General features: G+C 68.2%; 24 protein-coding genes and 1 tRNA gene. 17 read left to right on the top strand and 8 right to left on the bottom strand.

Going from position 1 to position 23,603, the window contains the following annotated elements; genetic code table 11:
• Positions 1–660 (bottom strand): thiaminase II, encoded by a 660-nt coding sequence (gene tenA / locus E1261_RS02345; protein ID WP_132401011.1) that lies wholly within the window; start codon positions 658–660, stop codon positions 1–3.
• A 222-nt stretch (positions 661–882) separates the two neighbouring features.
• Here tenA and E1261_RS02350 point away from each other — a divergent pair, with 222 nt between their 5' ends.
• From E1261_RS02350 to E1261_RS02385, 8 genes are all read left to right on the top strand, one after another.
• A complete protein-coding gene (locus E1261_RS02350) occupies positions 883–2,598 on the top strand; it encodes an aminotransferase class V-fold PLP-dependent enzyme (RefSeq protein ID WP_132401014.1) in 1,716 nt (571 codons plus the stop codon).
• 201 nt (positions 2,599–2,799) lie between these two features.
• Positions 2,800–3,288: a SigE family RNA polymerase sigma factor gene (locus E1261_RS02355; RefSeq protein ID WP_132401017.1), complete on the top strand. Its 489-nt coding sequence runs from the start codon at positions 2,800–2,802 to the stop codon at positions 3,286–3,288.
• Between the two features lie 12 nt (positions 3,289–3,300).
• A complete protein-coding gene (locus E1261_RS02360) occupies positions 3,301–4,122 on the top strand; it encodes a hypothetical protein (RefSeq protein WP_132401020.1) in 822 nt (273 codons plus the stop codon).
• Between the two features lie 32 nt (positions 4,123–4,154).
• On the top strand, positions 4,155–4,535 hold the full coding sequence (locus E1261_RS02365; RefSeq protein WP_132401023.1) for an ArsR/SmtB family transcription factor: 381 nt from the start codon (positions 4,155–4,157) through the stop codon (positions 4,533–4,535).
• Positions 4,532–5,251: a cation diffusion facilitator family transporter gene (locus E1261_RS02370; protein WP_132401027.1), complete on the top strand. Its 720-nt coding sequence runs from the start codon at positions 4,532–4,534 to the stop codon at positions 5,249–5,251. The genes E1261_RS02365 and E1261_RS02370 overlap by 4 nt, the downstream gene beginning before the upstream one ends.
• An 81-nt stretch (positions 5,252–5,332) precedes the next feature.
• Complete coding sequence (locus E1261_RS02375; RefSeq protein WP_132401031.1) at positions 5,333–6,028, top strand: PIG-L deacetylase family protein; 696 nt, start codon at positions 5,333–5,335, stop codon at positions 6,026–6,028.
• Complete coding sequence (locus E1261_RS02380) at positions 6,025–7,173, top strand: MGDG synthase family glycosyltransferase (RefSeq protein WP_132401035.1); 1,149 nt, start codon at positions 6,025–6,027, stop codon at positions 7,171–7,173. The genes E1261_RS02375 and E1261_RS02380 overlap by 4 nt, the downstream gene beginning before the upstream one ends.
• Positions 7,170–8,435 (top strand): glycoside hydrolase 5 family protein, encoded by a 1,266-nt coding sequence (locus E1261_RS02385; protein WP_132401038.1) that lies wholly within the window; start codon positions 7,170–7,172, stop codon positions 8,433–8,435. The genes E1261_RS02380 and E1261_RS02385 overlap by 4 nt, the downstream gene beginning before the upstream one ends.
• Here the strand turns inward: E1261_RS02385 and E1261_RS02390 are convergent.
• The gene (locus E1261_RS02390; RefSeq protein ID WP_132401041.1) at positions 8,317–8,937 is read right to left on the bottom strand and encodes a cupin domain-containing protein; all 621 of its coding nucleotides are present in this window, start codon (positions 8,935–8,937) and stop codon (positions 8,317–8,319) included. The two genes, E1261_RS02385 and E1261_RS02390, sit on opposite strands and share 119 nt — an antisense overlap.
• A 96-nt stretch (positions 8,938–9,033) precedes the next feature.
• Here E1261_RS02390 and E1261_RS02395 point away from each other — a divergent pair, with 96 nt between their 5' ends.
• From E1261_RS02395 to E1261_RS02410, 4 genes are read left to right on the top strand one after another with little or no spacing between them, the layout of a single operon-like run.
• On the top strand, positions 9,034–10,230 hold the full coding sequence (locus E1261_RS02395) for a sensor histidine kinase (protein WP_165952324.1): 1,197 nt from the start codon (positions 9,034–9,036) through the stop codon (positions 10,228–10,230).
• Complete coding sequence (locus tag E1261_RS02400) at positions 10,227–10,937, top strand: response regulator transcription factor (protein ID WP_132401047.1); 711 nt, start codon at positions 10,227–10,229, stop codon at positions 10,935–10,937. Before E1261_RS02395 ends, E1261_RS02400 begins: the two co-directional genes overlap by 4 nt.
• A gap of 34 nt (positions 10,938–10,971) precedes the next feature.
• The gene (locus E1261_RS02405) at positions 10,972–11,874 is read left to right on the top strand and encodes an ABC transporter ATP-binding protein (RefSeq protein ID WP_132401050.1); all 903 of its coding nucleotides are present in this window, start codon (positions 10,972–10,974) and stop codon (positions 11,872–11,874) included.
• Positions 11,871–12,713: an ABC transporter permease subunit gene (locus tag E1261_RS02410; RefSeq protein WP_132401053.1), complete on the top strand. Its 843-nt coding sequence runs from the start codon at positions 11,871–11,873 to the stop codon at positions 12,711–12,713. The genes E1261_RS02405 and E1261_RS02410 overlap by 4 nt, the downstream gene beginning before the upstream one ends.
• A gap of 63 nt (positions 12,714–12,776) precedes the next feature.
• On the opposite strand, the gene E1261_RS02415 is transcribed toward E1261_RS02410, so the two are convergent.
• The 5 genes from E1261_RS02415 to orn all read right to left on the bottom strand — a co-directional run bounded on the left by E1261_RS02415 (position 12,777) and on the right by orn (position 16,181).
• Positions 12,777–13,274 carry a DoxX family protein gene (locus E1261_RS02415; protein WP_132401056.1) on the bottom strand — a complete coding sequence of 166 codons (498 nt, stop codon included), beginning with the start codon at positions 13,272–13,274 and terminating at the stop codon, positions 12,777–12,779.
• Positions 13,275–13,389: 115 nt separating this feature from the next.
• Positions 13,390–13,917, bottom strand: coding sequence for a YceI family protein (locus E1261_RS02420; protein ID WP_132401059.1), 528 nt, complete (start codon positions 13,915–13,917; stop codon positions 13,390–13,392).
• Positions 13,918–14,072: 155 nt separating this feature from the next.
• Complete coding sequence (locus tag E1261_RS02425) at positions 14,073–14,972, bottom strand: arginase family protein (protein ID WP_132401062.1); 900 nt, start codon at positions 14,970–14,972, stop codon at positions 14,073–14,075.
• Positions 14,973–15,442: 470 nt separating this feature from the next.
• Positions 15,443–15,515 (bottom strand) — tRNA-His (locus tag E1261_RS02430).
• Between the two features lie 69 nt (positions 15,516–15,584).
• A complete protein-coding gene (orn, locus tag E1261_RS02435) occupies positions 15,585–16,181 on the bottom strand; it encodes an oligoribonuclease (RefSeq protein WP_132401065.1) in 597 nt (198 codons plus the stop codon).
• 181 nt (positions 16,182–16,362) lie between these two features.
• Here orn and E1261_RS02440 point away from each other — a divergent pair, with 181 nt between their 5' ends.
• The 3 genes from E1261_RS02440 to E1261_RS02450 are packed head-to-tail and all read left to right on the top strand — an operon-like array spanning position 16,363 to position 20,483.
• On the top strand, positions 16,363–19,566 hold the full coding sequence (locus E1261_RS02440) for an AfsR/SARP family transcriptional regulator (protein WP_238175962.1): 3,204 nt from the start codon (positions 16,363–16,365) through the stop codon (positions 19,564–19,566).
• Between the two features lie 33 nt (positions 19,567–19,599).
• The gene (locus E1261_RS02445) at positions 19,600–20,013 is read left to right on the top strand and encodes a M23 family metallopeptidase (RefSeq protein ID WP_132401068.1); all 414 of its coding nucleotides are present in this window, start codon (positions 19,600–19,602) and stop codon (positions 20,011–20,013) included.
• Positions 20,010–20,483 carry a GNAT family N-acetyltransferase gene (locus E1261_RS02450; protein ID WP_132401070.1) on the top strand — a complete coding sequence of 158 codons (474 nt, stop codon included), beginning with the start codon at positions 20,010–20,012 and terminating at the stop codon, positions 20,481–20,483. Before E1261_RS02445 ends, E1261_RS02450 begins: the two co-directional genes overlap by 4 nt.
• 46 nt (positions 20,484–20,529) lie before the next feature.
• Here the strand turns inward: E1261_RS02450 and E1261_RS02455 are convergent, their stop codons facing one another.
• The gene (locus E1261_RS02455; protein ID WP_132164162.1) at positions 20,530–20,733 is read right to left on the bottom strand and encodes a cold-shock protein; all 204 of its coding nucleotides are present in this window, start codon (positions 20,731–20,733) and stop codon (positions 20,530–20,532) included.
• Between the two features lie 267 nt (positions 20,734–21,000).
• Here E1261_RS02455 and E1261_RS02460 point away from each other — a divergent pair, with 267 nt between their 5' ends.
• Entirely contained in the window at positions 21,001–21,792 is a 792-nt protein-coding gene (locus E1261_RS02460) for a hydroxypyruvate isomerase family protein (RefSeq protein ID WP_132401073.1), read from the top strand.
• Positions 21,793–21,831: 39 nt separating this feature from the next.
• A complete protein-coding gene (gene gcl, locus E1261_RS02465; protein WP_132401076.1) occupies positions 21,832–23,598 on the top strand; it encodes a glyoxylate carboligase in 1,767 nt (588 codons plus the stop codon).
• The last annotated feature ends 5 nt before the right edge of the window (positions 23,599–23,603 follow it).

A 23,603-nucleotide genomic window follows, 5' to 3' on the forward strand; every position in this document is an offset into this window, starting at 1 on the left:
TCAGACCGGCCAATCGAGCTTGGTGTACGCGGCGTCCCAGAACATCCATTCGTAGCGACACGTGGTCGCGAAGTGCTGGTGACAACGTTCCCGCTCCGACGCTCCTACGTCCAGTACGTCGGTGACTGCCAGAACCGACTCGACCACCGCATCGAACTCGTCCGAGCCGTAGGTCTCGATCCACTGCCGGTAGACCGGGTCCGGTGACGACCGCTTCAGTAGCTCGCGCCCGACGTCCCGGTAGATCCAGTAGCAGGGCAGTACGGCGGCCACGGCCTCGGCGTACGTGCCAGTGGCGCAGACGGCGGTCAGGTAGGACATGTACGCCGTAGTGGTCGGCTTGGATCCGGCAGCCTCGACATCGGCCGTGGTGAGCCCCAAAGAGCCGAGGAGTGAGCTGTGGAGTTCCCGCTCGACCGCGATGGCGTTGGCAGCGTGCAGCGCGAACATGCTGACCGCATCCTCGTCGGTCGCCCGCCCGGCCACCAGGCTGAGCGCCCGTGAGTAGGCGCGCAGGTAGTGACTGTCCTGGATGATGAAGTAGCGGAACGCATCATGATCGAGCGTCCCGTCGGTCAGCCCGGTGATGAACGGGTGCCGCACGATCTCCTCGTACACCCCAGCCCCGCCCCGCGCCCACAACTCCCCGGAAAACGTCATCCCCGCTCCTCACAGTCGACTGTCCCCGACCTTATCCACCCAACCGCGGCAACCGGGCGGCCAACCGCCAGTCGCCGTACCGACGGACGGGTAATGGTCCCGGCCGCGCCACGTCCTCCGGCGTGGAATCGGCCGGGCGAGACTCTCGGGGCCGACCTCTACCCGTTCTTCGGTACGCCCGAGAACCATTGCCTTGTCTTGGTGAGCGTTTACGCTGGCGGCATGACGGTCCAGGGGGAGCGTGTCGAGGTGCCGGTGGAATCGCCGTTGTTGCGGCGGATCCGTGCTTCGGTGATTGGCGACGACCAGGTGATGCCGGGGCCGTATGGGCCGCGGCGGGTGACTTATGCGGACTACACCGCGTCGGGGCGGGCGCTGGGGTTCCTGGAGGACTTCATTCGCGAGGAGGTTCTGCCTCGGTATGCGAACACGCACACGGAGTCGAGTGGGACCGGGTTGCAGACGACCCGGTTGCGGGAGGATGCGCGGCGGATCATTCACGAGGGTGTGGGTGGGGACGCCGAGACTGCGTTGATCTTCTGTGGGTCGGGTGCGACGGGCGCGATCGACAAACTGGTCGGTGTGCTGGGGTTGCGGGTGCCGGCTCAGCTGGATGACGAGCATCATCTGAGCGATCACATTCCGGCTGAGCAGCGGCCGGTGGTCTTCATCGGGCCGTACGAGCATCACTCGAACGAGCTGCCCTGGCGTGAGTCGATCGCCGATGTGGTGACGATCAGTCAGGACGTCGACGGGCACATCGATATTCCGCAGCTCGAGGCGCGGCTGATCGAGTACGCCGATCGCCCGCTGAAGATCGGGTCGTTCTCAGCCGCGAGCAACGTCACCGGCATCGTCAGCAACACGCACCGCGTCTCCGCGCTGCTGCATCGCCACGGGGCCTTGTCGTTCTGGGACTTCGCCGCGGCCGCGCCGTACGTCGAGATCGACATGTACGGCGGCCGCGACGCCGACCCGTTGTCGTACAAGGATGCGATCTTCCTCAGCCCGCACAAGCTGATCGGCGGACCGGGGACCCCGGGCGTGCTGGTCGCCCGGCGGGAGCTCCTGCGGAACCGGGTGCCCGACGTGCCGGGTGGTGGCACGGTCGCGTTCGTGAACCCGACCGGGCACCGCTACCTGGACGACCCGGTCCACCGCGAGGAGGGCGGGACGCCGGACATCATCGGGTCGATCCGGGCCGGGCTCGCGTTCCAGCTCAAGCAGGCGGTCGGGATCGACGTGATCCGCGCGCACGAGGACTCGTACCTGCGGCGTGCGGTCGAGGCGTGGCGGAGCGAGCCGAACATCGAGATCCTCGGGAACCTGGACGCCGAGCGGCTGTCGATCGTGTCGTTCGTGGTCAAGGCGCCGTCCGGGCGCTACCTGCACCACAACTACGTGGTCGCGCTGCTGAACGACCTGTTCGGGATCCAGTCCCGCGGCGGCTGTTCCTGCGCGGGACCGTACGGGCATTCGCTGCTGGGGATCGACCTGGCGCGGTCGGCCGAGTTCGCCGAGGAGATCCTGCACGGCTGCGAGGGCATCAAGCCCGGCTGGGTGCGGGTCAACTTCAACTACTTCATCTCCGAGGCGGTCTTCGAGTACGTCGTGGAGGCGGTCAAGCTGGTGGCGGAGGGCGGCGCGCGGTTGCTGGGCGACTACCGCTTCGCCCCGGCGACCGGCCTGTGGCGGCACCACCGTGGACCGGTGGAGCCGCCGATGCGCCTGTCCGCGGTCGGGTACGACGCCGACGGCAAGCTCCGGTACCCGCGACACGACCACACCGCTCCGGAGTCGGCCCTCCAGGACTACCTGGCCGAGGCCCGCGAGCTGCTCTCCACCAGCCAGGACCGCACCGCCGACACCGAAGGCACCGTCAACTCAGACTTCGACCACCTACGCTGGTTCGACCTGCCGTCCCGCTGCCTGACCTGAGCCGCTACCAAAGCCCCGGATTCAGAACACCAGGCTGAGGACCCACGTGGTGAAGGCAATGAGGCCTACGACGAAGGTGACGGCCACGACCACGGCGTAGGCGAACCAGGAGCTTCCATTCACGAGGCTCATCTTGCCAGGGGTGTGACCTAAATCCGCGATGGGTGCGTCTATGGGGGTAGGCGACCTGCTGGAGGGTGGATGAAGGGGATTGCGGAGTTCGAGGAGTTTGCTCGGGCTCGAGTGGGGCCTTTGTATCGGACGGCTTGGTTGTTGTGCGGGGATCGGCACCATGCCGAGGATCTGGTGCAGGAGACCTTGGCGAACATGCTGAAGACGTGGGGGCGGATCGATACGCCTGAGGCTTATGCGCGGACTGCGTTGGTGCGGACGTTTGTTTCGCAGCGGCGGCGGAAGAGTTGGTCGGAGCGGCCTACCTCGGTGCTGCCGGAGACGGCGGGGCCCGGTGTGGATGTCGAGCTGCGGGTGGCCCTGCAGCGGGCGCTGAGTGAGCTGGCAGCCCTGGATCGGGCTGTCTTGGTGCTGCGGTACTTCGAAGATCGCAGCGTTGAGCAGGTGGCGCTGGATCTTGGGAAGAAGCCGAGTGCGATCACTACGCGGACGGCGCGGGCGCTGGAGCGGTTGCGGGCAGTGCTTGGAGACGACGTCGGGCAGTTGATCGCTCAGTGAAGAGGAGAAGGTGTGAACAAGCTTGATGGTCAGCTGCCCGAGTTGATGGCGCGGGCCACGGACGGGCTGGAGCCGGAGTCGGTCGATCTGGTGGAGCGCAGTCTGGCGCAAGGGGTTCGGTTGCGGCGCCGGCGGAGTACGGCGGCCGGCGTGGCCGCGGGAGGCGCCGTACTGATGACGATGGGGGTGGTGGTCGCCGGTATCCAGCATTTCGATCAGCGCGGGGACACCGGGCCGATGGTGGCCGGTCCGCCGGTGGCGTCCGCCAAGCCGACCAGCACTCCGTCCGGTCTGCCATCGACGGAGACGACGAAGTTCCCGAAGTCGACGACCGCACCTGTCACGGGTGATCACCGGCGAGTCCTGCCGGCGCCTTGGTCGGCGGAGGTCTTCACCAAGATGCCGGATGCCAACAGCTACCTGCCCAAGGCGTACTACGTCGCCAAGGGAACCATCTCGACCGAGAACTGGGCGGTGCTGGTCTACTCCAAGGAGGGCTGCCTGGTCACCGACGAGGGTCCGGCCAACAGCTTCGGCCGCCCGCTGAGCTGCTTCGCCTCACCGTCCAACCCCAAGTACCGGGTGGTCCAGGGCTATGCCAAAGAGAAGAACAGCCCCAAGATCGACGCCACCTTGGTCATGGGTTCGGCCCCGATCGACGCCCGCGCAGTACGGGTAACGGCCGGCGGCAAGACCTACACCGCTCCCGCCGTTGCCACCCCGGCAACCGACACTCTGCGCTTCTTCGCCCTGGTCATCCCCAAGCGCGACCTCAAGATCACCGCGGTGGACCCACTGACCGCCGCCGGAAAGGTGATCCCGGCCGGCAGCTGACCAATCATCGGATCGTGCGCTAACATCGCCGTATGGCGATGAAAGCAGATTCTGTGGATCCAGACCTGGGGCAGATCGACGAGACGGCGGCGCTGACATCTGCGGCGTGTCTTTTCCATGGGTTCAGCGACGCCTCCCGGTTGGCGATCGTGCGGCATCTCGCGCTCGGTGAGCACCGCGTCGTGGATCTGACCGAGCATCTTGCGCTGGCGCAGTCGACGGTCTCCAAACACCTTGCCTGCTTGCGTGACTGCGGCTTGGTCGAGTCGCGGCCGGTCGGCCGGGCGTCGATGTTCAGCCTGACCCACCCGGAGGCGACGCTGCGGTTGCTGTCCGCGGCCGAGGAACTGCTCGGACTCACCGGTGACGCCGTCGCGCTGTGCCCCGTCTACGGCACCGAGGCCACCTCATGAGCGACCAGCACCCTCTGCAGATCCAGATCTCCGCCACCCCGCCGAGCACGTGGACGACCGACCCGGAGCAGCGGCGCAAGCTGAGCCGCCGGGCCCAGTTGCTGGCAGCGACCTCGGTCACCTACAACCTGATCGAGGCGGTCATCGCGATCACCGCCGGCGTGATCGCCGGATCGGTCGCCTTGGTCGGGTTCGGCCTGGACTCCGTGGTCGAGGTGTCCAGCGGCCTGATCATCTTGTGGCAGTTCCGCCACCGGTTGCCCGAAAGCCGCGAACACCTCGCGCTGCGGATGCTCGCGATCTCGTTCTTCGCCCTGGCCGCCTATGTGACGTTCGAGTCGCTGCGCGCCCTGATCGGCGGCGGTAACCCCGATGCCTCTCCGGTCGGCATCGGCCTGGCGATCGCGTCGCTGATCGTCATGCCGTTCCTGTCCTGGGCGCAACGCCGTACCGGCAAGGCGCTCGGCTCGAACGCCGTCGTTGCCGATGGCACCCAGACACTGCTGTGCACCTACCTGTCCGCGGTCCTGCTGGTCGGCCTGGTGCTGAACGCCACCCTCGGCTGGGGCTGGGCCGACCCGATCGCCGGCCTGATCATCGCCGCTGTCGCAGTCCGTGAAGGCATCGAAGCTTGGAAGGGCGAAGGCTGCTGCGCTCCGATCGCAGGCACCACTGCCGAAGGCGCGGCTTGCACTGACGGCTGCTGCAAGGACTGACCTGCATCGGTTGTTTGATGTAGATGCAGACACCGCGTAGGGATGACGCGGTGGGCCGGGCTGGTCCGCGATGGTGTCGGTATGTCTTGGACTCTGGTGGTCTTCCAGGCGCATCCGGACGACGAGATCGTGCTCACGGCGGGAACGATGGCACGCGCCGCGGACCAGGGCCATCGAGTCGTCCTGGTTGTGGCGACCGACGGCGGCCTCGGCCGGACCCGGCTCGAGCTTGGCCCGTACGGCGACCTCGGGCGGCTCCGCTGGTCCGAGCTCACGAAGAGTGCCGGGCTGCTCGGCGTGCATCGGTTGGTCGGGCTCGGATACGCCGACAGCGGAGCCGGCCCCGTCGTACCGGCTGATCCCGCTGACCGGTGCCGGTTCGTCCGGGCGCCGTTGGACGAGGCCGCTGGGCGGCTCGCCGAGATCCTGCGGCAGGAGTGCGCGGACGTCTTGATCATCGATGATCCAGGCGGCGGCTATGGGCATCGTGACCATGTCCGGGCGCACCAGGTCGGTGCCCGGGCGGCAGACCTGGCCGGCACGACTTGCGTGCTCCAGGCAACGATCCCCGTCGTCTACTCCAGTGCCCGCCTGGTGACTCACCGGATCGACGTACGGCGCTATGTCGCGGTCAAGCGGTCGGCGCTGGCCGCGCATGTCAGTCAGTCTTCACGCGCAGTGGGCGGCGACCGCATGCTGGTTCGCTGCCTGGCCTTGCCGCCGCTCGTCTTCGGCTGGCTGTTCGGGTCCGAGTGGTTCATCGGCAGGAAGCGATGACCACAACGACGCTCGGCGCCGTCCATCGCGAGCCGCCGGTGACCACGGCCCGGGCCCTGCTGCTGATCGCGGACACGGGAGGCGGCCACCGGGCTTGTGCCGAGGCGCTCCGCGAAGAACTCGAGTACGGCGACCGAATGACCGGCATCATCGTCGATCCGCTCACCGGGCCTGGCGTTTCGCCACCTGTGCGTTGGCTGTTCCGGCGGTACGGGCCGCTGGTCCGGGTCGCTCCGGCTTTGTGGGCCTTGCTGTTTCACGCGACCAACCACAGTCTCGTGCGGCCCGTGGTGGAGGCGCTGATCACCCGTGCGGTACGGCGGCCACTCGCGGACGCGATCGATCGGCACCGGCCCGAGGTGGTCGTGGTGCTCCATCCGCTCCTCGTCGCGCCGGCCGCCCGGCACCGCCACGGCCGGGTGATCACCGTCATCACCGACATCGGCAATCCGCACCGCACGTGGTGGCACCGGTCGGTGGACGAATACGTGACGCCCCGGCCCGGGCTTCCCCGCCACCTCATGAACCAGCGCGGAACCCGTGAGCACGTCTTCGGTCTCCCGGTACGACGGCAGTTCGTCGCCTCGTCCGCGGTACCCGATCGCTCGCAACTGGGGCTCAGTCCCGAGCGCTTCGTCGTACTGATCAACGGCGGTGGCGAGGGAGTTCGCGGTACCGGCCGCTGGGCTCGTGCACTCGTTCGAGGAAAGGCCGACGTCGACGTGATCGTGATCTGCGGTCGCAACGAGCGCTTGCGCGGCAGGCTGTCGCGGCTCGAGCCACGCCCCGGGCGTCAGTTGCTGGTGACTGGGTTCGTGGACGACATCGCCACGTGGATGCGGACGGCCGACGTACTGGTGGCCAAAGCGGGACCCGGAATCATCGCGGAGGCCGCTGCCCTCGGCCTGCCGCTCCTGCTCGCCGGAAGCCTGCCGGGCCAGGAGGCCGGGAACAGCGAGGCCGTGGTGCGAGGCGGGGCAGGGATCCGGGTCTCGTCCACGCGCGACCTGCTTGCCCGGGTGACCCAGCTGAGCGCACGACCTGACCTGTTGCTGGCACTTCACCTCGCTGCGCTGCGGTCCGGGCGGCCGACCGCCGGCGCGCTGACCGCAGACCTGATCACGAACCCGAAGGAGAACCCATGAAGAGCAGAGCCTTGCGCCGTGCCGTCGCCGGTGCCGGCGCCGGAATCGGCCTGGTCCTCGTGACCGAGTTGCGGCTGGGACCCGCCGGCAGACCACTGACGGAGCGTTGGCGGAGCCAGCGCGTCGAGCCCAGCAAAGGAACTCAGCTGGGTCTGAGCTTCCGCCCCCGGCAGTGTGAGGACCTGTCCCTCGATCCCCAGGAAACCCTCCGGGCCCTGCTGCCGTACCCGTTCGACATCCTCCGCCTCGCCGCGTACTGGGACCGGATCACCCCCACCCCTGGCGTGCTCGACCACAGCGAACTGGATTGGCAGCTCGACGAGGCGGAGCGAGCCGGTAAGAAGGTCATCGTCAACCTCGGTGCGGTGAAGTCGTTCGGCTATCCGGAGTACTTCGTTCCCGCGCACGTCCTGACCCGGCCGCTGCCGGAGGGCACGCTGATCACCCCGGCCACGCACCCGCACCTGCTCAAGGCCGCCTGTCAACACCTCACCGAGCTGGTACGCCGGTATCGCGGCCACCGGTCGATCATCGCCTGGCAGGTGGAGCACGACGCGGTCGATCCGTTGGGGATGGAGCATTCCTGGCGGTTGTCCCGCAGCTTCGTCCGCGACGAGATCCGGGCTGTCCGTGCTGCCGACCCGGACCGCCCGATCCTGCTCAACGGCTTCCTGCCCATGTCCACCGCCGTCACCGCGCACCAGTGGTGGCGAACGCTCGACCAGGGCGACTCGGTGGACATTGCCCTCGAGTACGGCGACATCGTCGGCATCGACTCGTATCCGCGGCATGCGATCGCCGCGCTCGGGTCGCGCGCCCTGTATCTCGACGGCGCGGCGGGCTGGCTACCGAGATTGCGCCGCGGCCGTGTTCTGCGCCGGGTCGCCGACAGCGGGCGCCAGGTCATGGTCACCGAAGGGCAGGCGGAACCATGGGAGGCCGTCACCGTGCCACCGGATCCGCGTGAGCAGGCGGCTGCGAGCTGTCCACCCGAGCGAGTCATCGAGAACTACTCCCGCTGGCAGCGCTGGGCCGCCCAGAGCGGGACGGCTCTGGACGCGTACCTGTTCTGGGGCGCGGAGTACTGGGTTCTGAGGAGCCGCGGCGGCGACGACAGTTACCTCGCGGCGTTCGCCCGGGCGCTCACCGTGTCCGGTCACGCAGACCGCGGTACCGGCGATCGAGGCCCAGTCGCCGGACAAGCCGGAGTACAGGCGACAGGAACGCCCGTACCAGGCTGGCCGGGACGTATGGCGCCCTGACCTCGGCCCAGAACTCGTCCATGAACAACAGCAGGTTCACCGGACGAGGAAGGGGCCTCGCGTCCGCCATGGTGGACGCAGTCCGCAGCAGCGCCTCCATCTCGAGCGCCGGACTGGTCTCGATGACCGCGTAGACCTCGGTATCGCCGACGTTCGCGAAGTGGTGCGGGCGACCGGCCGGAACGCTGATGGATTCGCCCGGACCCACCAGGACCCGGCCGAACACGCCCAGCCGGAACCGGAGGGTGCCGCGCTGGACGTGGAAAGTCTCGGTCTGACCGGGATGCACGTGTCCGCTGGGCACTCGTCCGCCCGGCGCGAGCCAGAGGTCCCAGACGAGGATGTCCCGGTCCTCGCCGGCGTCCTTCGGCCGGATCCGGATCCGTTCGCCACTGGCAGCGTTCACGATCAATCCGTCTGCTCCACTCATGTCACCAGCCTGGAATCCCAGGCCCGGCTGCACATCGGACGCCGAGACGAATGCGGTGAGCGCGGAACTCATCGCCAGGGCGTAGTCGCGAGTACTCCCGCCGGCCGACGCGCATCCCCGAGATCGGCGACAGGATGGCCATCACCCCTCAGTCAGGAGATCAGCCACTTGTCACGACTGCCCGTCCGCCTTCCAGCACGTCAGGCCGACAAGGCCGACGGCTGGAGCGTCGACGTCTTCTTCGTCGTGGTGACCGCAGCGGTCAACCTCGCCGGGGTGCTGAGCATCGCCGGGCACTCCGACACCTGGGGCAGCTTCGATGCACTGGGGTTGTTCCTGCTGCTGGCTGGACCGGTCGCGCTCTGGTGGCGGCGCCGGTGGCCGGCATTCGTCCTGGCCGTCTGCGTCGTGGCCACCTGGAGCTACCTGGCCACCGACAATCCGTCCGGCCCTGTCTACGGTCCCATGATCGTGGCGTTGGTCAGTGCGATCACCAACGGTGCGCGCGCGGCGGCGTACCTGGTGGTGATCGGCACCTTGCTCACAAGCCTGGTCGGGGTGCTGCTTCCGGGTAGCGATGGGCCCTCCCTCGCGAGTACGGCGGGATTGGCCGCCTGGCTCTCGTTCCTGCTCGCGCTCGGCGAACTCCTCCGTCACCGCAGCGCGTTGGCCAAGGAACAGCAGCGGCGCCTGGTGATGGCCGCGGAGGCGCAGACCGGCCAGATCCGTCGCGAGGCGGCCGAGCAGCGGCTGAAGCTGGCGAGGGATCTGCACGACGTCCTTGGCCACCACCTGGCCGTCATCAACGTCCAGGCCACGGCTGGGCTGCAACTTCACACCACGAATCGTCCGGGAGTACCGGATGCGTTGGCCGCGGTCCAAGAGGCGAGCAGGCAGGCACTCGACGACGTACAGGCGTTCCTCGATACCTTGCACGACCCAACCGAGCCGGCGACCCGAACACCCTCGCCGTCCCTGGTCGACCTCGAGACCTTGGTTTCTTCAGCCCGAGCCAGCGGGCTCCAGGTCCAGCTGGAAGTCAGCGGTCCGCCCCGCCGCCTGGCGGCTCCACAAGACCTCGCGGCCAGCCGCGTCGTACTCGAATCACTGACCAACGTCCTGCGGCACGCCGGACCGGCCCGGACCTGGGTCCGCATCCACTACCAGGCAACGCGCCTGACCGTCCGGGTCGACAACGCCCACGCGGCCGTACCGGCCGGACCCAGCCCGTACGGCGGGGGCCGTGGTATCGCGGGTATGCGGGCCCGAGTGGCCGCGCTGGACGGCACTTTCGCGGCCGGACCCGCGGACGGATTCGCGTGGTCCGTCATCGCGACCCTTCCCCTTCCTGAGGAGCTGCCATGATCCGGGTCCTGCTCGTCGATGACCAGTCCCTGGTCCGCAGCGGGTTCGCCTCCATCCTCACCGGGGTCGACGACATCCAGATCGCCGGCACGGCCAGTGACGGCGTCGAGGCGATCGAACAAGCCCGAGCGACCGAGCCCGACGTCATCCTGATGGACATCCGGATGCCGCGGATGAACGGGCTGGAGGCAACCAAACGGCTCACCTCCGACCCGGCGACCGAGAACGCACGAATCGTCATCCTGACCACCTTCGAGCTGGACGAGTACGTCTTCGACGCGCTCCGGTCCGGCGCCTGGGGATTCCTGCTCAAGCACTGCCGCCCCGAAGACCTGATCGAGGCGGTCCGGCTGACCGCCGCCGGCGACGCGATGCTCGCTCCCAGCGTCACTCGCCGGCTGGTCGCGGAGTACGCCCGCAGGGCCCAGAGCCCACCGCAGAACCACCGGTACCGCGAGGACCTGCTCACCGAGCGGGAGCTCGAGGTGGCCACGCTGGTCGCCAAGGGACTGGACAACGACGCCATCGCGGGCCGGCTGTTCCTGAGCGTCGCGACGGTGCGGAGCCATGTCAGCCGGGCGATGACCAAGCTGAACGTCCGCAACCGGGCGCAGCTGGTCATTTTCGCCTACGAAACCGGCCTCGTCGCGCCCGGCTGGGACAACAATGCAGCACCTGACGTAGGGCGGCCGCCCGCACCGGGATGACGACACGTGCCAGCGCCGCTACCAGGCTGGGCCGGTGACCACAGACTCAGTAGTGACCCATCAACTCAGCCGCTCCTTCGGCTCGGTCAAGGCCGTCGACGCGATCGATCTGGAAGTCCGCGCCGGTGAGGTGTACGGCTTCCTCGGCGCCAACGGAGCCGGTAAGACGACGACCCTGCGGATGCTGGTCGGCCTGGCCCGCCCGACCTCGGGGAAGGCCACTGTCCTCGGCCGCCCGCCCGGAGATCCCCGGGCGCTGGCCAGGACCGGCATCCTGATCGAGGAACCCGCCTTGTACCCCTACCTTTCCGGACGCGACAACCTCGCCGTTGTCGGGCGGTACACCGCGGTGGGAGCCCGCCGCGTCGAAGCCGTCCTCGAAACAGTCGGCCTCGCCGAGGCCGCGGCGAAGCGTGTCTCGCGCTACTCGCTGGGGATGCGCCAGCGCCTCGGCGTCGGGATGGCCCTGCTCAAGGATCCCGAACTGCTCGTCCTGGACGAACCGGCCAACGGGCTCGACCCGGCCGGCGTGGTCCAGATGCGTGAACTGCTCGCAGGGCTCGCCTCGGACGGCCGAACGGTCCTGCTGTCCAGCCATGCCCTCAGCGAGGTCGGCCAGATCTGCGACCGGGTCGGGATCCTGGCCGCCGGCCGACTCGTTGCCCAAGGCACCCTTGCCGAGGTGCGCGGGGAAGGCGCCTTGCTGATCACGGCGGAACCGCAGGCCGAGGCGCTCGACCTGCTGCGCAAACGCTTCGGGCCACAAGCCGTTCGCCACCAACCGCCGGCCATCGCCCTGACCGTCTCTCCGGACCAGGCGGCCTCGGTCAACCGGCAGCTCAACGACGCCGGCCTGGACGTGAGCGGGGTGTCCTGGCAGGAGCGTTCGATGGCCGAAGCCTTCTTCGACCTGACTGCCAAGGAGGACGACCGATGAGGCGCAGCCTGTACGCCGAAATGCTCAAGCTGGGCAAGCGGCCGGCCGTCCACACCACGATCGGTGTGTGGCTGGTGCTCTCCTTGTTCTTCGGTTACGTCTTCCCGTACTTCACCTACCGAGGCAGCTCGGCCGCTGCCGCCGAAGAGCGGGCTGCCGCGATCGCCGGCGTACTCGATGCCCTGCCGGCCTCGCTGGCGACCACACCCATCGCAGGTCTTCCGGTCTTCGCCGGCGCCCTGGCGATCCTGTTCGGCGCGCTGGCGACCGGCAGCGAATACGGCTGGCGGACGATGAAGATCGTGCTGTCCCAGGGACCGCCGAGGACCTCGGTGATCGCGGGCAAGCTCGCGGCCCTGGTGCTTCTGCTGGCGAGCATTCTGGTGCTCTCGTTCGCTACCGCCGCGGTGGCGAGCGCGATCGTCGAGGGCGCTACTGAGCTGCCCACCGCGTGGCCATCGGCCGGCGCCGTACTCGCAGGACTCGGTAGCGGCCTGCTGATCGCGGCAATGTGGTGCTCAGCCGGAGTGCTGCTCGCTCACCTGCTCCGCGGGACCGCCATGCCGATCGGCCTCGGCCTGGTGTGGGCGCTCGCCGTCGAGAACCTGTTGCGGACCGGAGCCTCCATTCCCGTCCTCGGCACTCTGCAGCGCTACACCCCTGGCAGCGCCGCCGGTTCGCTGGTGGCCGCACTGGACGCCACCCCGCAGTCGGCCGGAGGCACTCCCGGCGTGTCCACCAACCTGCCCGGCCTGACGGCGGCAGCGGTCCTGCTGGTTTACCTCGCCGTGTTCGTCATCGCGACGGTTCTCGTCGTCCGCCGCCGCGACGTCAACTAATACCGAGGCCCGGCGGCCCAATCCTGCGTGGGCCGCCGGGCTCGATCCGGTCCGCATGCGGGGTCAGGCGGCTTTGACGAGGTCGGATCGGGAGGGCTTGCTGTACTGGGATTCCTCCAGGCCGAAGGCGCGGGAGGCGATCACCAGGGCGGCGGCTGCGAGCACGATGTCCTTGAGGACGTACTGGCCTTCGATCGTGGGTGTTCCGCCGGGGAACAGGTCGGTGAAGAACAGCACGAGCGGGGCCATGATGCCCCCGAGTGACACCGCGAGGACGAGTAGTCCGGTGCGGAGCAGTAGGCCCGTGATCAGGGTGAGTCCGATGAAGGTTTCCAGTCCGGCTGTCATCAGTACGGCGTTGCGTCCGTCGACCAGGCCGAACGTGAGGGCGTCGACGGTGCGGGCGACCAGTGCTTCGGCGGGGCTTGCGCCGGGGAAGAACTTGAGCAGGCCGAAGCCGAGGAAGATCAGGCCGAGGCTGACCCGGAGGATGTCGACGTTGTGGCGGCTGACCCAGTTGCCCGCGGTGCGGACCAGTCGGGTGTCGAGCGAGATGCTCATGGTGGTTTCTCCTGTCGAGGTGGTGTGGGCAACAGCCTGCCGGTGATCGCCTGCCCGCCGCGTCGCCTCGGTGGCTGCACCCGCCGTACCGCCTCTGCGGTACCGGTCAGGGTCATCACCTAGTCGCGGCGGGGTACACGCTGACATCGAGGTGCAACGTCACCGTCGGGCTGACGAACATGCCGGTGGCAACATTCCAGTCCACTCCCCAGTCCATGCGGTTCACTGCGGCGGTCCCGCCGAACCTGAGCCTGCGGTCTTGTTCACCAAACAGCTCGAAGCGCACCTTCACGAGCTTGGTCAGGCCCCGGATCATCAGTACCCCGGTGACGTCGAACCTGTTCTCACCAAGGGCCGCCACCGTGGTCGAGGTGAAGGTGATGACCGGATGATCGGCGCAGGCGAAGAACTTGGTCCTGAGGTGAAGGTCGCGCTGCCGGTTGTGTGTTTCGATGCTGTCGGCCCGGATCGTGACGGCGATCGACGACCTGGCGGGATCCTGGCCGTCGAGGTGGACGTGTCCTTCGACCTTGTCGAACCGGCCGCGAACCCGGGGGCCGACGGTGTGCCTGGCGACGAACCCGAGGTGGGTGTTCGCCTGGTCGATGACGTAGTCACCGGTCAGTCTGGAAGTGGTTGTCATGCGTGAACTCCACGCCTCGGCGGGCCGGAATGCGAGCCCTGCGAGGCGGTTCGCGCCAGAACACCTTGGGAAGCGCAGACGTGCAGACCGGACGTACTCCCACTGCGGTACGACGCGCACCCTCAGCCGCACGACGCGACCTGCTACCCCGAGCGCTACCGCGCCGCGGTGGTTGCCGGGGCGCCATGCCCCACTGTGTCGGCCAGGTAGTCGACGACGGCCTGCGCGTGTGTAGCGGCCGGATCGAGGTCGGGGTTGTAGATCGTGACCGTCATCCCGAGACAGCCAGGTTGCAGCGCGCTCGCGGTGATCTGGCGCAACTCCGCCCAGCCAAGGCCGCCGTCCTGCGGGTAATCCACGGCGGGGAACGCCGCGGTGGACAACACGTCCAGGTCCACATGCAACCACCACGGCAGACGACGGGCGGTGAAGTCGCGCACGACCGCGCTGCTGATCGCCGTCGCCGCATCGCCGGTCAGGGCGTCGTCGCGGTGCAGGGTGACCGCCGGCGGTAGCGGGTCGACGCCGTACCCGGCGAGTTCGTCGGCGTCGCGCGGTCCGAGAGCGACGACGTCACGCGGGTCGAGCTCAGGCAGTTCGGCGACGAAGTCAGCGGGCAGCTCTGTGCGGTGGCGGCCGAGCGCGAACCCGAGTTCACAGTCGGCGGCCTCGCCCGTGGTGCTCTGCCGCGGCGGCCACGCGTCCTCATGCCCATCGACGAACAGCAACGCGGTGCGCCCCGCGACATCCTGCGCGCCGCGCAGTGCCCCGAGCAACACCGGACAGTCACCACCGACCACCAGCGGAAACTGCCCGGCGCCCACACTCTCCCGTACGGCGCCGCGCACGGATCGGGTCATCACGGTAAGCGCCGACTGCGCCACCAGGCGGCTCCCCGCATCGCGCTCCGGCCTCGCACGCCCCACGTCCAGATCCCCACGATCAACAGCCCCAAGCCGCCCAACCAACCCGGCCCGCCGCAACGCAGCCGGCGCCCCGGCACGACCGCCAGTGCTGCCCGCCGAATTGAACGGCACCCCAACAACCTCGAGCATGACGTCTCCACCGCCTTCCCGCGCGCAACGCACCAGCCCGGCCCACGGCACCCAGAAGATGACCTATCCGACACACACATGCCATCCATCAATTCGTAGCACACACACCGCCGGCCCCCGCCCCAGCCGCATCCGCAGGCTGAGAGGTCCCAGCAGGTGTACAAGCCCGCAGGCGCACACAGTCAAGGAATAAGCCAACCCCAGCCAAACGCAGAACCGTACGAGCCAACCCCAACCACAACGCGGAACCGTACAAGCCAACCCCAGCCACAACGCGGAACCGTACGAGCCAACCCCAGCCACAACGCGGAACCGTACAAGCCAACCCAGCCACCGCAGGCCGACGCGAAGCGAGGCCGAAGGGGGTGCGGGTGGCGAAGCCCCCGCCCGCGCCAAGCGAAGCGCAGGCGCACAAAATGCCGAGGCGACCCGGTCTGCGCTTTCCGCAGACACAGGTCGCCATCGCCGAGGGTGAGTGACGGGACTTGAACCCGCGACCACCTGGACCACAACCAGGTGCTCTACCAGCTGAGCTACACCCACCATTGCCGCTCAGTACTGCGGCGGCTGGGTAATCATAGCGATGATGTGCTGGTACTAAAAATCGGGGGTTCAGGACCCCGACACGACGGCTGCGGCAGCCCGCGCCGTGTCCGAATCCGGGCCGGGCTGGGGGACGAAAACGGTCTGCCGGTAGTAGCGGAGTTCGGAGATGCTTTCGCGGATGTCGGCCAGGGCGCGGTGGTTGCCGGTCTTGGCGGGGGTGGCGTAGTAGACGCGCGGATACCAGCGGCGGACGAGCTCCTTGATGGAGCTGACGTCGACGTTGCGGTAGTGCAGGTGGGATTCGACGCGGGGCATGTCGCGGACCAGGAAGGTGCGGTCGGTGCCGACGGAGTTGCCGGCCAGGGCGGCCCGGCGGGGTTCTTTGACGTAGCCGGCGATGAAGTCGAGGACCTGCTGCTCGGCGTCGGCGAGCTCGATGCCTTGGTCGAGCTCGGCGAGCAGGCCGGAGCCTGTGTGCATGTCGCGGACGAAGTCGCCCATCTGCTCGAGGGCAGCGGCCGGTGGCTTGATCACCAGGTCGATTCCGTCACCGAGGACGTTCAGTTCGTAGTCGGTGACGAGCACCGCCACCTCGATCAGGGCGTCTGCCGCCAGGTCGAGGCCGGTCATCTCGCAGTCGATCCATACCAGCCGGTCATTCATGGGCACCCACCTTACGGCTGACCATGGACAGTCTCGTGACCGGCTGGCCGCCGGGCCGCCGTTCCGTTGCCGCGGCGGCAACAATCCGAGACTATTCACCACGGTTCCGTGACAACTTGGTTGCGCTCCGGATGCTGCTGATGCTGTCCTGTTCGGGGACCTGGGGAGAAGGTTGGGGCTGATGGAACCTGGGGCGGGGACGGTGGACCGGCCGAGGCTGGTGGCGTTGCTGGACGAAGGCGTGCAGCGGCGGTTGCTGACCGTGGTGGCCGACGCAGGCTTCGGCAAGTCGACTTTGCTGTCGGCCTGGGCCGCTGGACGCACCTGTGCCTGGCACACCGTGCGAGCCGAGGACGCGTCGCTGGCGGGCATGGTTGCCGGCCTGGTGGCCGCCCTGCGCAGTCAGGTCCCGGCGCTCGCTTCCATCCCGGCTGAGCTGCAGAGCCCCCGTGGGCCGGACGCAGACGCGGAGCAGGAGACTAGAGCCCTCGCGTACGCCGCACTGCTGGCGGACGCCCTTGAGCACAACCTCGACGAGGATCTGGTCCTGGTGCTCGACGATCTGCACGAGCTGGGCCCCGATGCCCCAGCGACCAGGCTGATCGAGGGCCTGGTGCGGATAGCCCCGGCGAAGGTGCACCTGGTTGTTGCCTCGCGCACCTCGATGCCGTTCGGGATCGACCGGTTGCGCGGCCGTGGCCAGGTGCTGGAGATCGACGCGACCGCGCTGGCGTTCACGGTCGCCGAGACGCTCGCCGTACTGGAGAACGTGCTTGGTGAAGGTACGGCGGACCTCGCGGAGCCGTTGCAGGCGGCCGTGCAGGGCTGGCCGGCCGCCGTACGGCTGGCTGTTGAGGCGCTGCGTACCGCGCCTCCAGCTGAGCGGGCTGGTCGGCTGCGGCGGGCGCTGCGGTCCGGCGGTCCGCTCTACGACTACCTGGCTGAGGAGGTCTTCGCCGCAGAGCCTCCATCGGTACGGCGTCTGGTGGCGGGCGTTGCTGTACTGCCCAGGTTCGGATCTGAGTTGTGTCAGGCGATCGGCCTCACCGACAACGCCGACACGCTGCACCAGCTGCGGACCCGGGGCCTACTGGTCTCAGCAGGTGAGGCGGACGGCTACGAACTCAATCCGCTCGTGAAGAACTTCGCCAACGACAGGCTGGTCGTGGATGAGCCGGAGCTTGCCGAGTTGACTCTGAAGGCAGGGAAGTGGTTCGAATCGGTGGGAGAGCACCGTGACGCGCTGGCCTGCTACCAGTCGGTCGACCCTGTCAGAGTGGCCCGCATGCTGGCCGAGACCGGCCACTCCATGGTCGCTGGCGGGTTGGCCGAGGTCGTGGTCGCAGCAGTCGCCGCACTGCCTGCCGACCTGCGCGGTGTGGCCCTGGACCAGCTTGAAGGGGAAGCGCGGCAGGTGCTGGGGGACTGGCAGGGTGCGGTCGACTGTTTCGACCGCATCATCGAGCCGGACGGCGAGATCCCGGTGGGTGTGGCTTGGCGGCTGGGCCTCATCCATCATCTGCGCGGGCAGACCGATGTGGCGATCGCGACGTACCAGCGTGGTCGCATCGACGGACAGCAGCCGTCTGACGAGGCGCTGCTGCAGGCGTGGTGGGCGGGTGCGCACTGGCTGCGTGGTGAGTTCGACGAGTGCCGGGCGCTGGTCACCTCGGCGTACGCGACGGCCAGAGCTTTCGGTGACGATAGGGCACTGGCAATCTCGCACACCGTGCTGGCAATGCTCGCTGCGGTCGACAGTGACCCCAGTGGCAACTCTTCGCACTACCTGCGGGCGCTGGAGCATGCGGAGCGCGCCGGTGATCTCCTGCAGTCGATCCGGATCCGGGTGAACCGCTCGTCGCACCACATCGCCGAGGGCGACTACGAGCTGGGGCTGCAGCAGCTCGACATCGCTCTGGAGCTTGCGGATCGCGCAGGCTTCGCAGTGTTCCGCGCACTGGCCCTGAACAACCGTGGCGAGGCGCTGCTGCGTCTTGGCCGGCTGGATGAGGCGATCGGTGAGCTGGAAGCCTCCCGTGCGCTCTACCAGAAGCTGGAGTCCAAACGGGTCGCCCAACCGCTCTCGGTGCTTGGCGAGGTCTACCGCCAGCGTGGCGACCGTGCGATGGCCAGGGCGTGCTTCGAGGAGGCCATCGCGATCGGCGAGGCGACCAAGGACATGCAGTCCCTGGTCCCGTCCCTGGCCGGTCTGGCGCGAGTGCTGGCAGTAGAGGAGCCGCAGCGCGCAGCTGAGCTGGCAGAGCTGGTCCGGCAGGCCGTTGCTTATGGCCCCGTCCTGGGACTCTCCGGTGCTCTGGTCGCGCTCGGTTGGGTCACACTGCACGCAGGCAACCAGGCTGAGGCTGCGGCCAGTGCGGAGGAGGCTGCTGCGCTCTGCCGCAAGCGGCGCGACCGCGCCGGTCTGGCCGACGCGCTGGAGCTGTACGCCGAAGCTGGTGGCGCATCGGTCCTCCACGAGGTGCTGAACATCCGCAGCGAACTGGGTGACCAGCTGGGCGAGGCCCGCGCCGAGCTGATGCTTGCCAAGCGCACGAGTGGTGTAGAAGGGCGCGGACTCGCCCTGCGAGCTCACCAGCGCTTCCTGGCGGCCGGTGCGACCCGCTATGCGGCCGCAGCGCTGGCCACCAGCGACCAGACCGGTCCTGCTGCGGTGAAGGTGGAGTGTCTGGGCGGCTTCCGGGTGCTGCGGGCCGGCAAGGCGGTCCAGCTGGGGGAGTGGCCGTCCAAGAAGGCCAGAGACCTGCTGAAGATCCTGGTGGCCCGCCGGTGCCGACCGGTCGCGCGGGTGCAGTTGCTGGATCTGCTCTGGCCGGACCAGGACGAGTCGGTGGCGTCCCCGCGGCTGTCGGTCGCTCTGTCGACGGTGCGGTCCGTGCTCGACCCGGAGAAGAAGTACCCGCCGGACCGCTTCATCGGCGCCGACCGGGCGACCATCTGGCTCGACGGTGACCAGACGGCTGTCGACGTGGAGCACTTCCTGCGGGATGCCCGTAATGGACTCAACGCGAGCGATCTGCGGTTGCTGCGGGCAGCCGAGGCGGCGTACAGCGGTGACTTCCTGGAAGAGGACGTGTACGCCGACTGGGCCGCCGGCATGCGTGAAGAGGCCCGAGCGCTCTATGTCCGGGTGGCGCGCGTCCTGGCCGAGCGGGGGCGGCGTGACCCGGACGCCACGGCCGGCTACCTGCTCCGCATCCTCCAGCGGGACCAGTACGACGAGCGCGCGCACCTGGGCCTGGTTTCCGCGTTCCAGGCGAGTGGTGCGCACGGTGAGGCGCGCCGGGCGTACCGGACCTACGTGCAGCGGATGGGTGAGCTGGAGGTCGAGCCGGCCGCGTATCCCGCCGTACCGGCTCGGCTTTAAGACTGGCTGAAGGTCCGTGCGCAGGATCACCTCATGGCAGCGCCGGTGCACAAACCAGTGGTGGTCCGCGAGTTCGAGTCCGCGGAGCACTCAGGTCGTGACTACCACACCCTGCCCGGAGGAACGGTCCGGGCGACTTTGGCTGGTGTGGTGGTGCACGTGGACGGTGACCAGGTCGTGGTCGAGTCGAACGCGATCTGGCACCTCTACCGGCGGCTGTCCGAACCCACGGTCAGCCAGGGGGAGACCGTGGAAACAGGCGAACCGCTCGGGTCCGCCGTGGAGTCCCATCTGCACTACGAGGAGCGGGTGGCGCCGTACCAGGACGGCGACCACCGCAAGCCCCAGTTCGATCTGCACACCAACGCTCGGATGCGGGTGGTGGCGCCGGGTGAGTCGGCCGTGGAGGGAGCCGCCGAGCCGCCCGGCGCTACCGTGACCACGTGATCGCGACCGCCTTCAGCACCTCTCGCCTGACTCTGCTCCCGCTGGCACCTCTGTACGCCGAGGAGATGGCCGGCGTACTGGCCGATCCAGCGCTGTATGCCTTCACCGGCGGTGAGCCACCGACGGTGGACGCGCTCCGGGCTCGGTACGAGCGCCAGCTCGCCGGATCAGGCAGAGCGGACGAGCACTGGCTCAACTGGGTGATCCAGGCCGGCGACGAGCTCATCGGGTTCGTGCAGAGCACGGTGACCGGGAGTACGGCGGAGGTCGCCTGGGTGATCGGCTCCGCCTGGCAGGGCCACGGCTACGCCAAGGAGGCGGCTCTCGGGCTGGTCGACTGGCTGAAGGCTCAGGAGCTGCGGATCGTCTGCCACATCCACCCGGACCACTCCGCCTCGGCTGCCGTCGCAGCGGCCGTTGGGCTCAGCCGCACCGATCAGCTGGACGACGGCGAATACCTCTACACCTAAAGAAAAAGCCCCGGTCACCGAAGTGACCGGGGCTCTTCTAAGTCGTTCAGACCGGGCGAACGTTCTCCGCCTGCGGGCCCTTCTGGCCCTGGGTCAGGTCGAACTCGACCTTCTGGTTCTCGTCGAGGCTACGGAAGCCGTCGGTCGCGATCGCCGAGTAGTGCACGAACACGTCGGCGCCGCCGCCGTCCGGGGAAATGAAGCCGAAGCCCTTTTCGCCGTTGAACCACTTCACTGTACCGCTGGCCATGATGTACCGCTTTCTAAAAAGGTTGTAATGACGTGGTTGCGGTCATCCGGCCCGAGACAGAAAAAACGCCCAGCGGATCACAAATCCGCGGGCGTAAATGAACGATCGAGGAACTGCAAGAACTGCAACCAGTGACGACAGTAGCACACGACGCCGGTCCGCAACCGGCGAACCACGTGAACATCTGTCCTGGAGTGTGATCTTGACCGCACTGCAGCGGCGGCCTACTGTATCCGGTATACAACGCCCTGCGGGAAGGTGGGATCGATGAACACTGCCCGGTTCGCCGTCAACTGTTCGATCCTGTTCACCGAACTGCCGCTGCTGGAGCGCCCGGCGGCGGCCAAGGCGGCCGGGTTCGCGGCGGTCGAGTTCTGGTGGCCGTTCGACACCCACTTGCCCGGCGATGCCGAGGTCGATGCGTTCGAACGCGCGATCACCGACGCCGGTGTGCAGCTGATCGGGCTGAACTTCGCGGCCGGCGACCTGCCGGCCGGTGATCGCGGTCTGCTCTCGTCGCCGGCCACCGCCCGCGAGTTCCGCGACAACATTCCGGTCACCCTCGGGATCGGCGAGCGGCTCGGCTGCCGCGCTTTCAACGCGCTCTACGGCAATCGTGTCGACGGCCTGCGCGCCGAGGAGCAGGATGAGCTCGCCGCCGAGAACCTCGCGCTGGCCGCAACCGCCGCCGGCGCGCTGGGTGGCGTCGTACTGATCGAGCCCGTCAGTGGCGTCGACCGTTACCCGCTCAAGACCGCCGCCGACGCGGTCGCTGTGGTCGATCGGGTCCGGGGGCAGTCCGGCGCGATCGGTCTGCTGCTCGACATCTACCACCTGACCGTCAACGGGGACGACGTGAGTACGGCGATCTCGACGTACGCGGAGTTGATCGCGCACGTCCAGCTCGCCGATGCACCCGGCCGGAACGAACCCGGCACCGGGAAGATCCCGGTCGGCCAGCACCTCGCCGAGCTCGCCACCGCGGGCTACGACGGCTGGATCGCCCTGGAGTACAAGCCGTCCGGCTCGACCGCCGAGAGCTTCGACTGGATCCGCTGAGCCGGATCGCCGTTCGTCTTCCGCTCGATTGGAGCTGGTATGCCCCGAATGACCGCTGCCCGCGCTGCCGTGGAGATCCTCCGCCGCGAAGGCATCACCCACCTGTTCGGCCTGCCCGGAGCGGCCATCAACCCGTTCTACTCCGCCGTCCGCGATCAGGGCGAGTTGCGCCACGTGCTCGCCCGGCACGTCGAGGGCGCATCGCACATGGCGGAGGGCTATACCCGAGCGCGGGCCGGCAACATCGGCGTCTGCGTCGGTACGTCGGGACCGGCCGGAACCGACATGATCACCGGACTGTATTCGGCCAGCGCCGACTCGACCCCGATCCTCTGTATCACCGGGCAGGCACCGGTGGCGAAGCTGCACAAGGAGGACTTCCAGGCCGTCGACATCTCGTCGATCGCTGCCCCGGTGGCGAAGTGGGCGGTCACCGTGATGGAGGCCGCGCAGGTCCCGGGAACGTTCCAGAAAGCCTTCCAGCTCATGCGATCCGGGCGTCCTGGTCCCGTCCTGATCGATCTGCCGCTGGATGTTCAGCTCACCGAGATCGACTTCGATCCGGAGCTGTACACATCGTTGCCGGTGGCAACACCACGGGCAAGTGTCGCGCAGGCCGAGGCTGTGCTGCAGATGCTCGCGCAGGCCGAACGCCCGTTGATCGTGGCCGGTGGCGGGATCGTCAACGCGGACGCCGCCGACCTGCTGGTCGAATTCGCCGAGCTGTCGAACGTTCCCGTCGTACCGACGTTGATGGGCTGGGGGACGATTCCGGACGACCACCGGTTGATGGCGGGGATGGTCGGTCTGCAGACCTCGCATCGCTACGGGAACCAGACGATGGTGGAGGCCGATCTCGTCATCGGGATCGGGAACCGGTGGGCGAATCGGCATACCGGTGGACTCGAGACGTATCGGGCCGGGCGGAAGTTCGTGCACATCGATATCGAGCCCACGCAGATCGGGCGGGTGTTCGCGCCGGATCTGGGCATCGTATCCGACGCCAAGGCTGCGCTGGAGGTGTTGGTGCACGTTGCGCGGCAACAGGCGCCGCTCGACGATCGCTCCGAGTGGGCGGCCGCCTGCCGGGACCGCAAGGCGCGGATGCGACGCCGTACCGACTTCGACAACGTGCCGATCAAGCCGCAGCGCGTGTACCAGGAGATGAACAACGCCTTCGGGCCGGAGACGCGGTACGTGTCGACGATCGGGTTGTCGCAGATCCAGGCCGCGCAGATGCTGCACGTCTATCGGCCGCGGCACTGGATCAACGCCGGCCAGGCCGGTCCGCTGGGGTGGACCGGGCCGGCCGCGCTCGGGGTAGCGGTGGCCGATCCGGACACGCCGGTGGTCGCGCTGTCGGGAGACTACGACTTCCAGTTCCTCATCGAGGAGCTGGCGGTCGGTGCCCAGTTCAACATTCCGTACATCCATGTGGTGGTGAACAATGCCTATCTCGGACTGATCCGGCAGGCGCAGCGCAACTTCGACATGGACTTCTGCGTGCAGCTTGCCTTCGACAACATCAACACACCGGAGCTCGCCGGGTACGGCGTCGACCACGTGAAGGTGGCCGAAGGCCTTGGCTGCAAGGCGGTCCGGGTGTTCGAGCCCGACGGGATCCAGCCCGCGCTGGACGAGGCGAAGAAGCTGCTGGCCGAATACAGGGTGCCGGTGATCGTCGAGGTGATCCTCGAGCGCATCACGAACGTTGCCATGGGCACCGAGATCGACAAGGTGGTCGAGTTCGACGAACTGACCGACGTACGGCACCCGGTGCCGACCGCGTCCGGGCCGAGGGAGTGATGACG

The organism is Kribbella albertanoniae (genome assembly GCF_004348455.1).
GTDB classification, from domain to species: Bacteria; Actinomycetota; Actinomycetes; order Propionibacteriales; family Kribbellaceae; genus Kribbella; species Kribbella albertanoniae.

Coding starts and splice junctions, on each gene's coding strand:
- tenA (WP_132401011.1), bottom strand. CDS start 660: ATGACGTTTTCCGGGGAGTTGTGGGCGCGGGGCGGGGCTGGGGTGTAC.
- E1261_RS02350 (WP_132401014.1), top strand. CDS start 883: ATGACGGTCCAGGGGGAGCGTGTCGAGGTGCCGGTGGAATCGCCGTTG.
- E1261_RS02355 (WP_132401017.1), top strand. CDS start 2,800: ATGAAGGGGATTGCGGAGTTCGAGGAGTTTGCTCGGGCTCGAGTGGGG.
- E1261_RS02365 (WP_132401023.1), top strand. CDS start 4,155: ATGGCGATGAAAGCAGATTCTGTGGATCCAGACCTGGGGCAGATCGAC.
- E1261_RS02370 (WP_132401027.1), top strand. CDS start 4,532: ATGAGCGACCAGCACCCTCTGCAGATCCAGATCTCCGCCACCCCGCCG.
- E1261_RS02375 (WP_132401031.1), top strand. CDS start 5,333: ATGTCTTGGACTCTGGTGGTCTTCCAGGCGCATCCGGACGACGAGATC.
- E1261_RS02380 (WP_132401035.1), top strand. CDS start 6,025: ATGACCACAACGACGCTCGGCGCCGTCCATCGCGAGCCGCCGGTGACC.
- E1261_RS02385 (WP_132401038.1), top strand. CDS start 7,170: ATGAAGAGCAGAGCCTTGCGCCGTGCCGTCGCCGGTGCCGGCGCCGGA.
- E1261_RS02390 (WP_132401041.1), bottom strand. CDS start 8,937: ATGAGTTCCGCGCTCACCGCATTCGTCTCGGCGTCCGATGTGCAGCCG.
- E1261_RS02400 (WP_132401047.1), top strand. CDS start 10,227: ATGATCCGGGTCCTGCTCGTCGATGACCAGTCCCTGGTCCGCAGCGGG.
- E1261_RS02410 (WP_132401053.1), top strand. CDS start 11,871: ATGAGGCGCAGCCTGTACGCCGAAATGCTCAAGCTGGGCAAGCGGCCG.
- E1261_RS02415 (WP_132401056.1), bottom strand. CDS start 13,274: ATGAGCATCTCGCTCGACACCCGACTGGTCCGCACCGCGGGCAACTGG.
- E1261_RS02420 (WP_132401059.1), bottom strand. CDS start 13,917: ATGACAACCACTTCCAGACTGACCGGTGACTACGTCATCGACCAGGCG.
- E1261_RS02425 (WP_132401062.1), bottom strand. CDS start 14,972: ATGCTCGAGGTTGTTGGGGTGCCGTTCAATTCGGCGGGCAGCACTGGC.
- orn (WP_132401065.1), bottom strand. CDS start 16,181: ATGAATGACCGGCTGGTATGGATCGACTGCGAGATGACCGGCCTCGAC.
- E1261_RS02440 (WP_238175962.1), top strand. CDS start 16,363: ATGGAACCTGGGGCGGGGACGGTGGACCGGCCGAGGCTGGTGGCGTTG.
- E1261_RS02445 (WP_132401068.1), top strand. CDS start 19,600: ATGGCAGCGCCGGTGCACAAACCAGTGGTGGTCCGCGAGTTCGAGTCC.
- E1261_RS02455 (WP_132164162.1), bottom strand. CDS start 20,733: ATGGCCAGCGGTACAGTGAAGTGGTTCAACGGCGAAAAGGGCTTCGGC.
- E1261_RS02460 (WP_132401073.1), top strand. CDS start 21,001: ATGAACACTGCCCGGTTCGCCGTCAACTGTTCGATCCTGTTCACCGAA.
- gcl (WP_132401076.1), top strand. CDS start 21,832: ATGCCCCGAATGACCGCTGCCCGCGCTGCCGTGGAGATCCTCCGCCGC.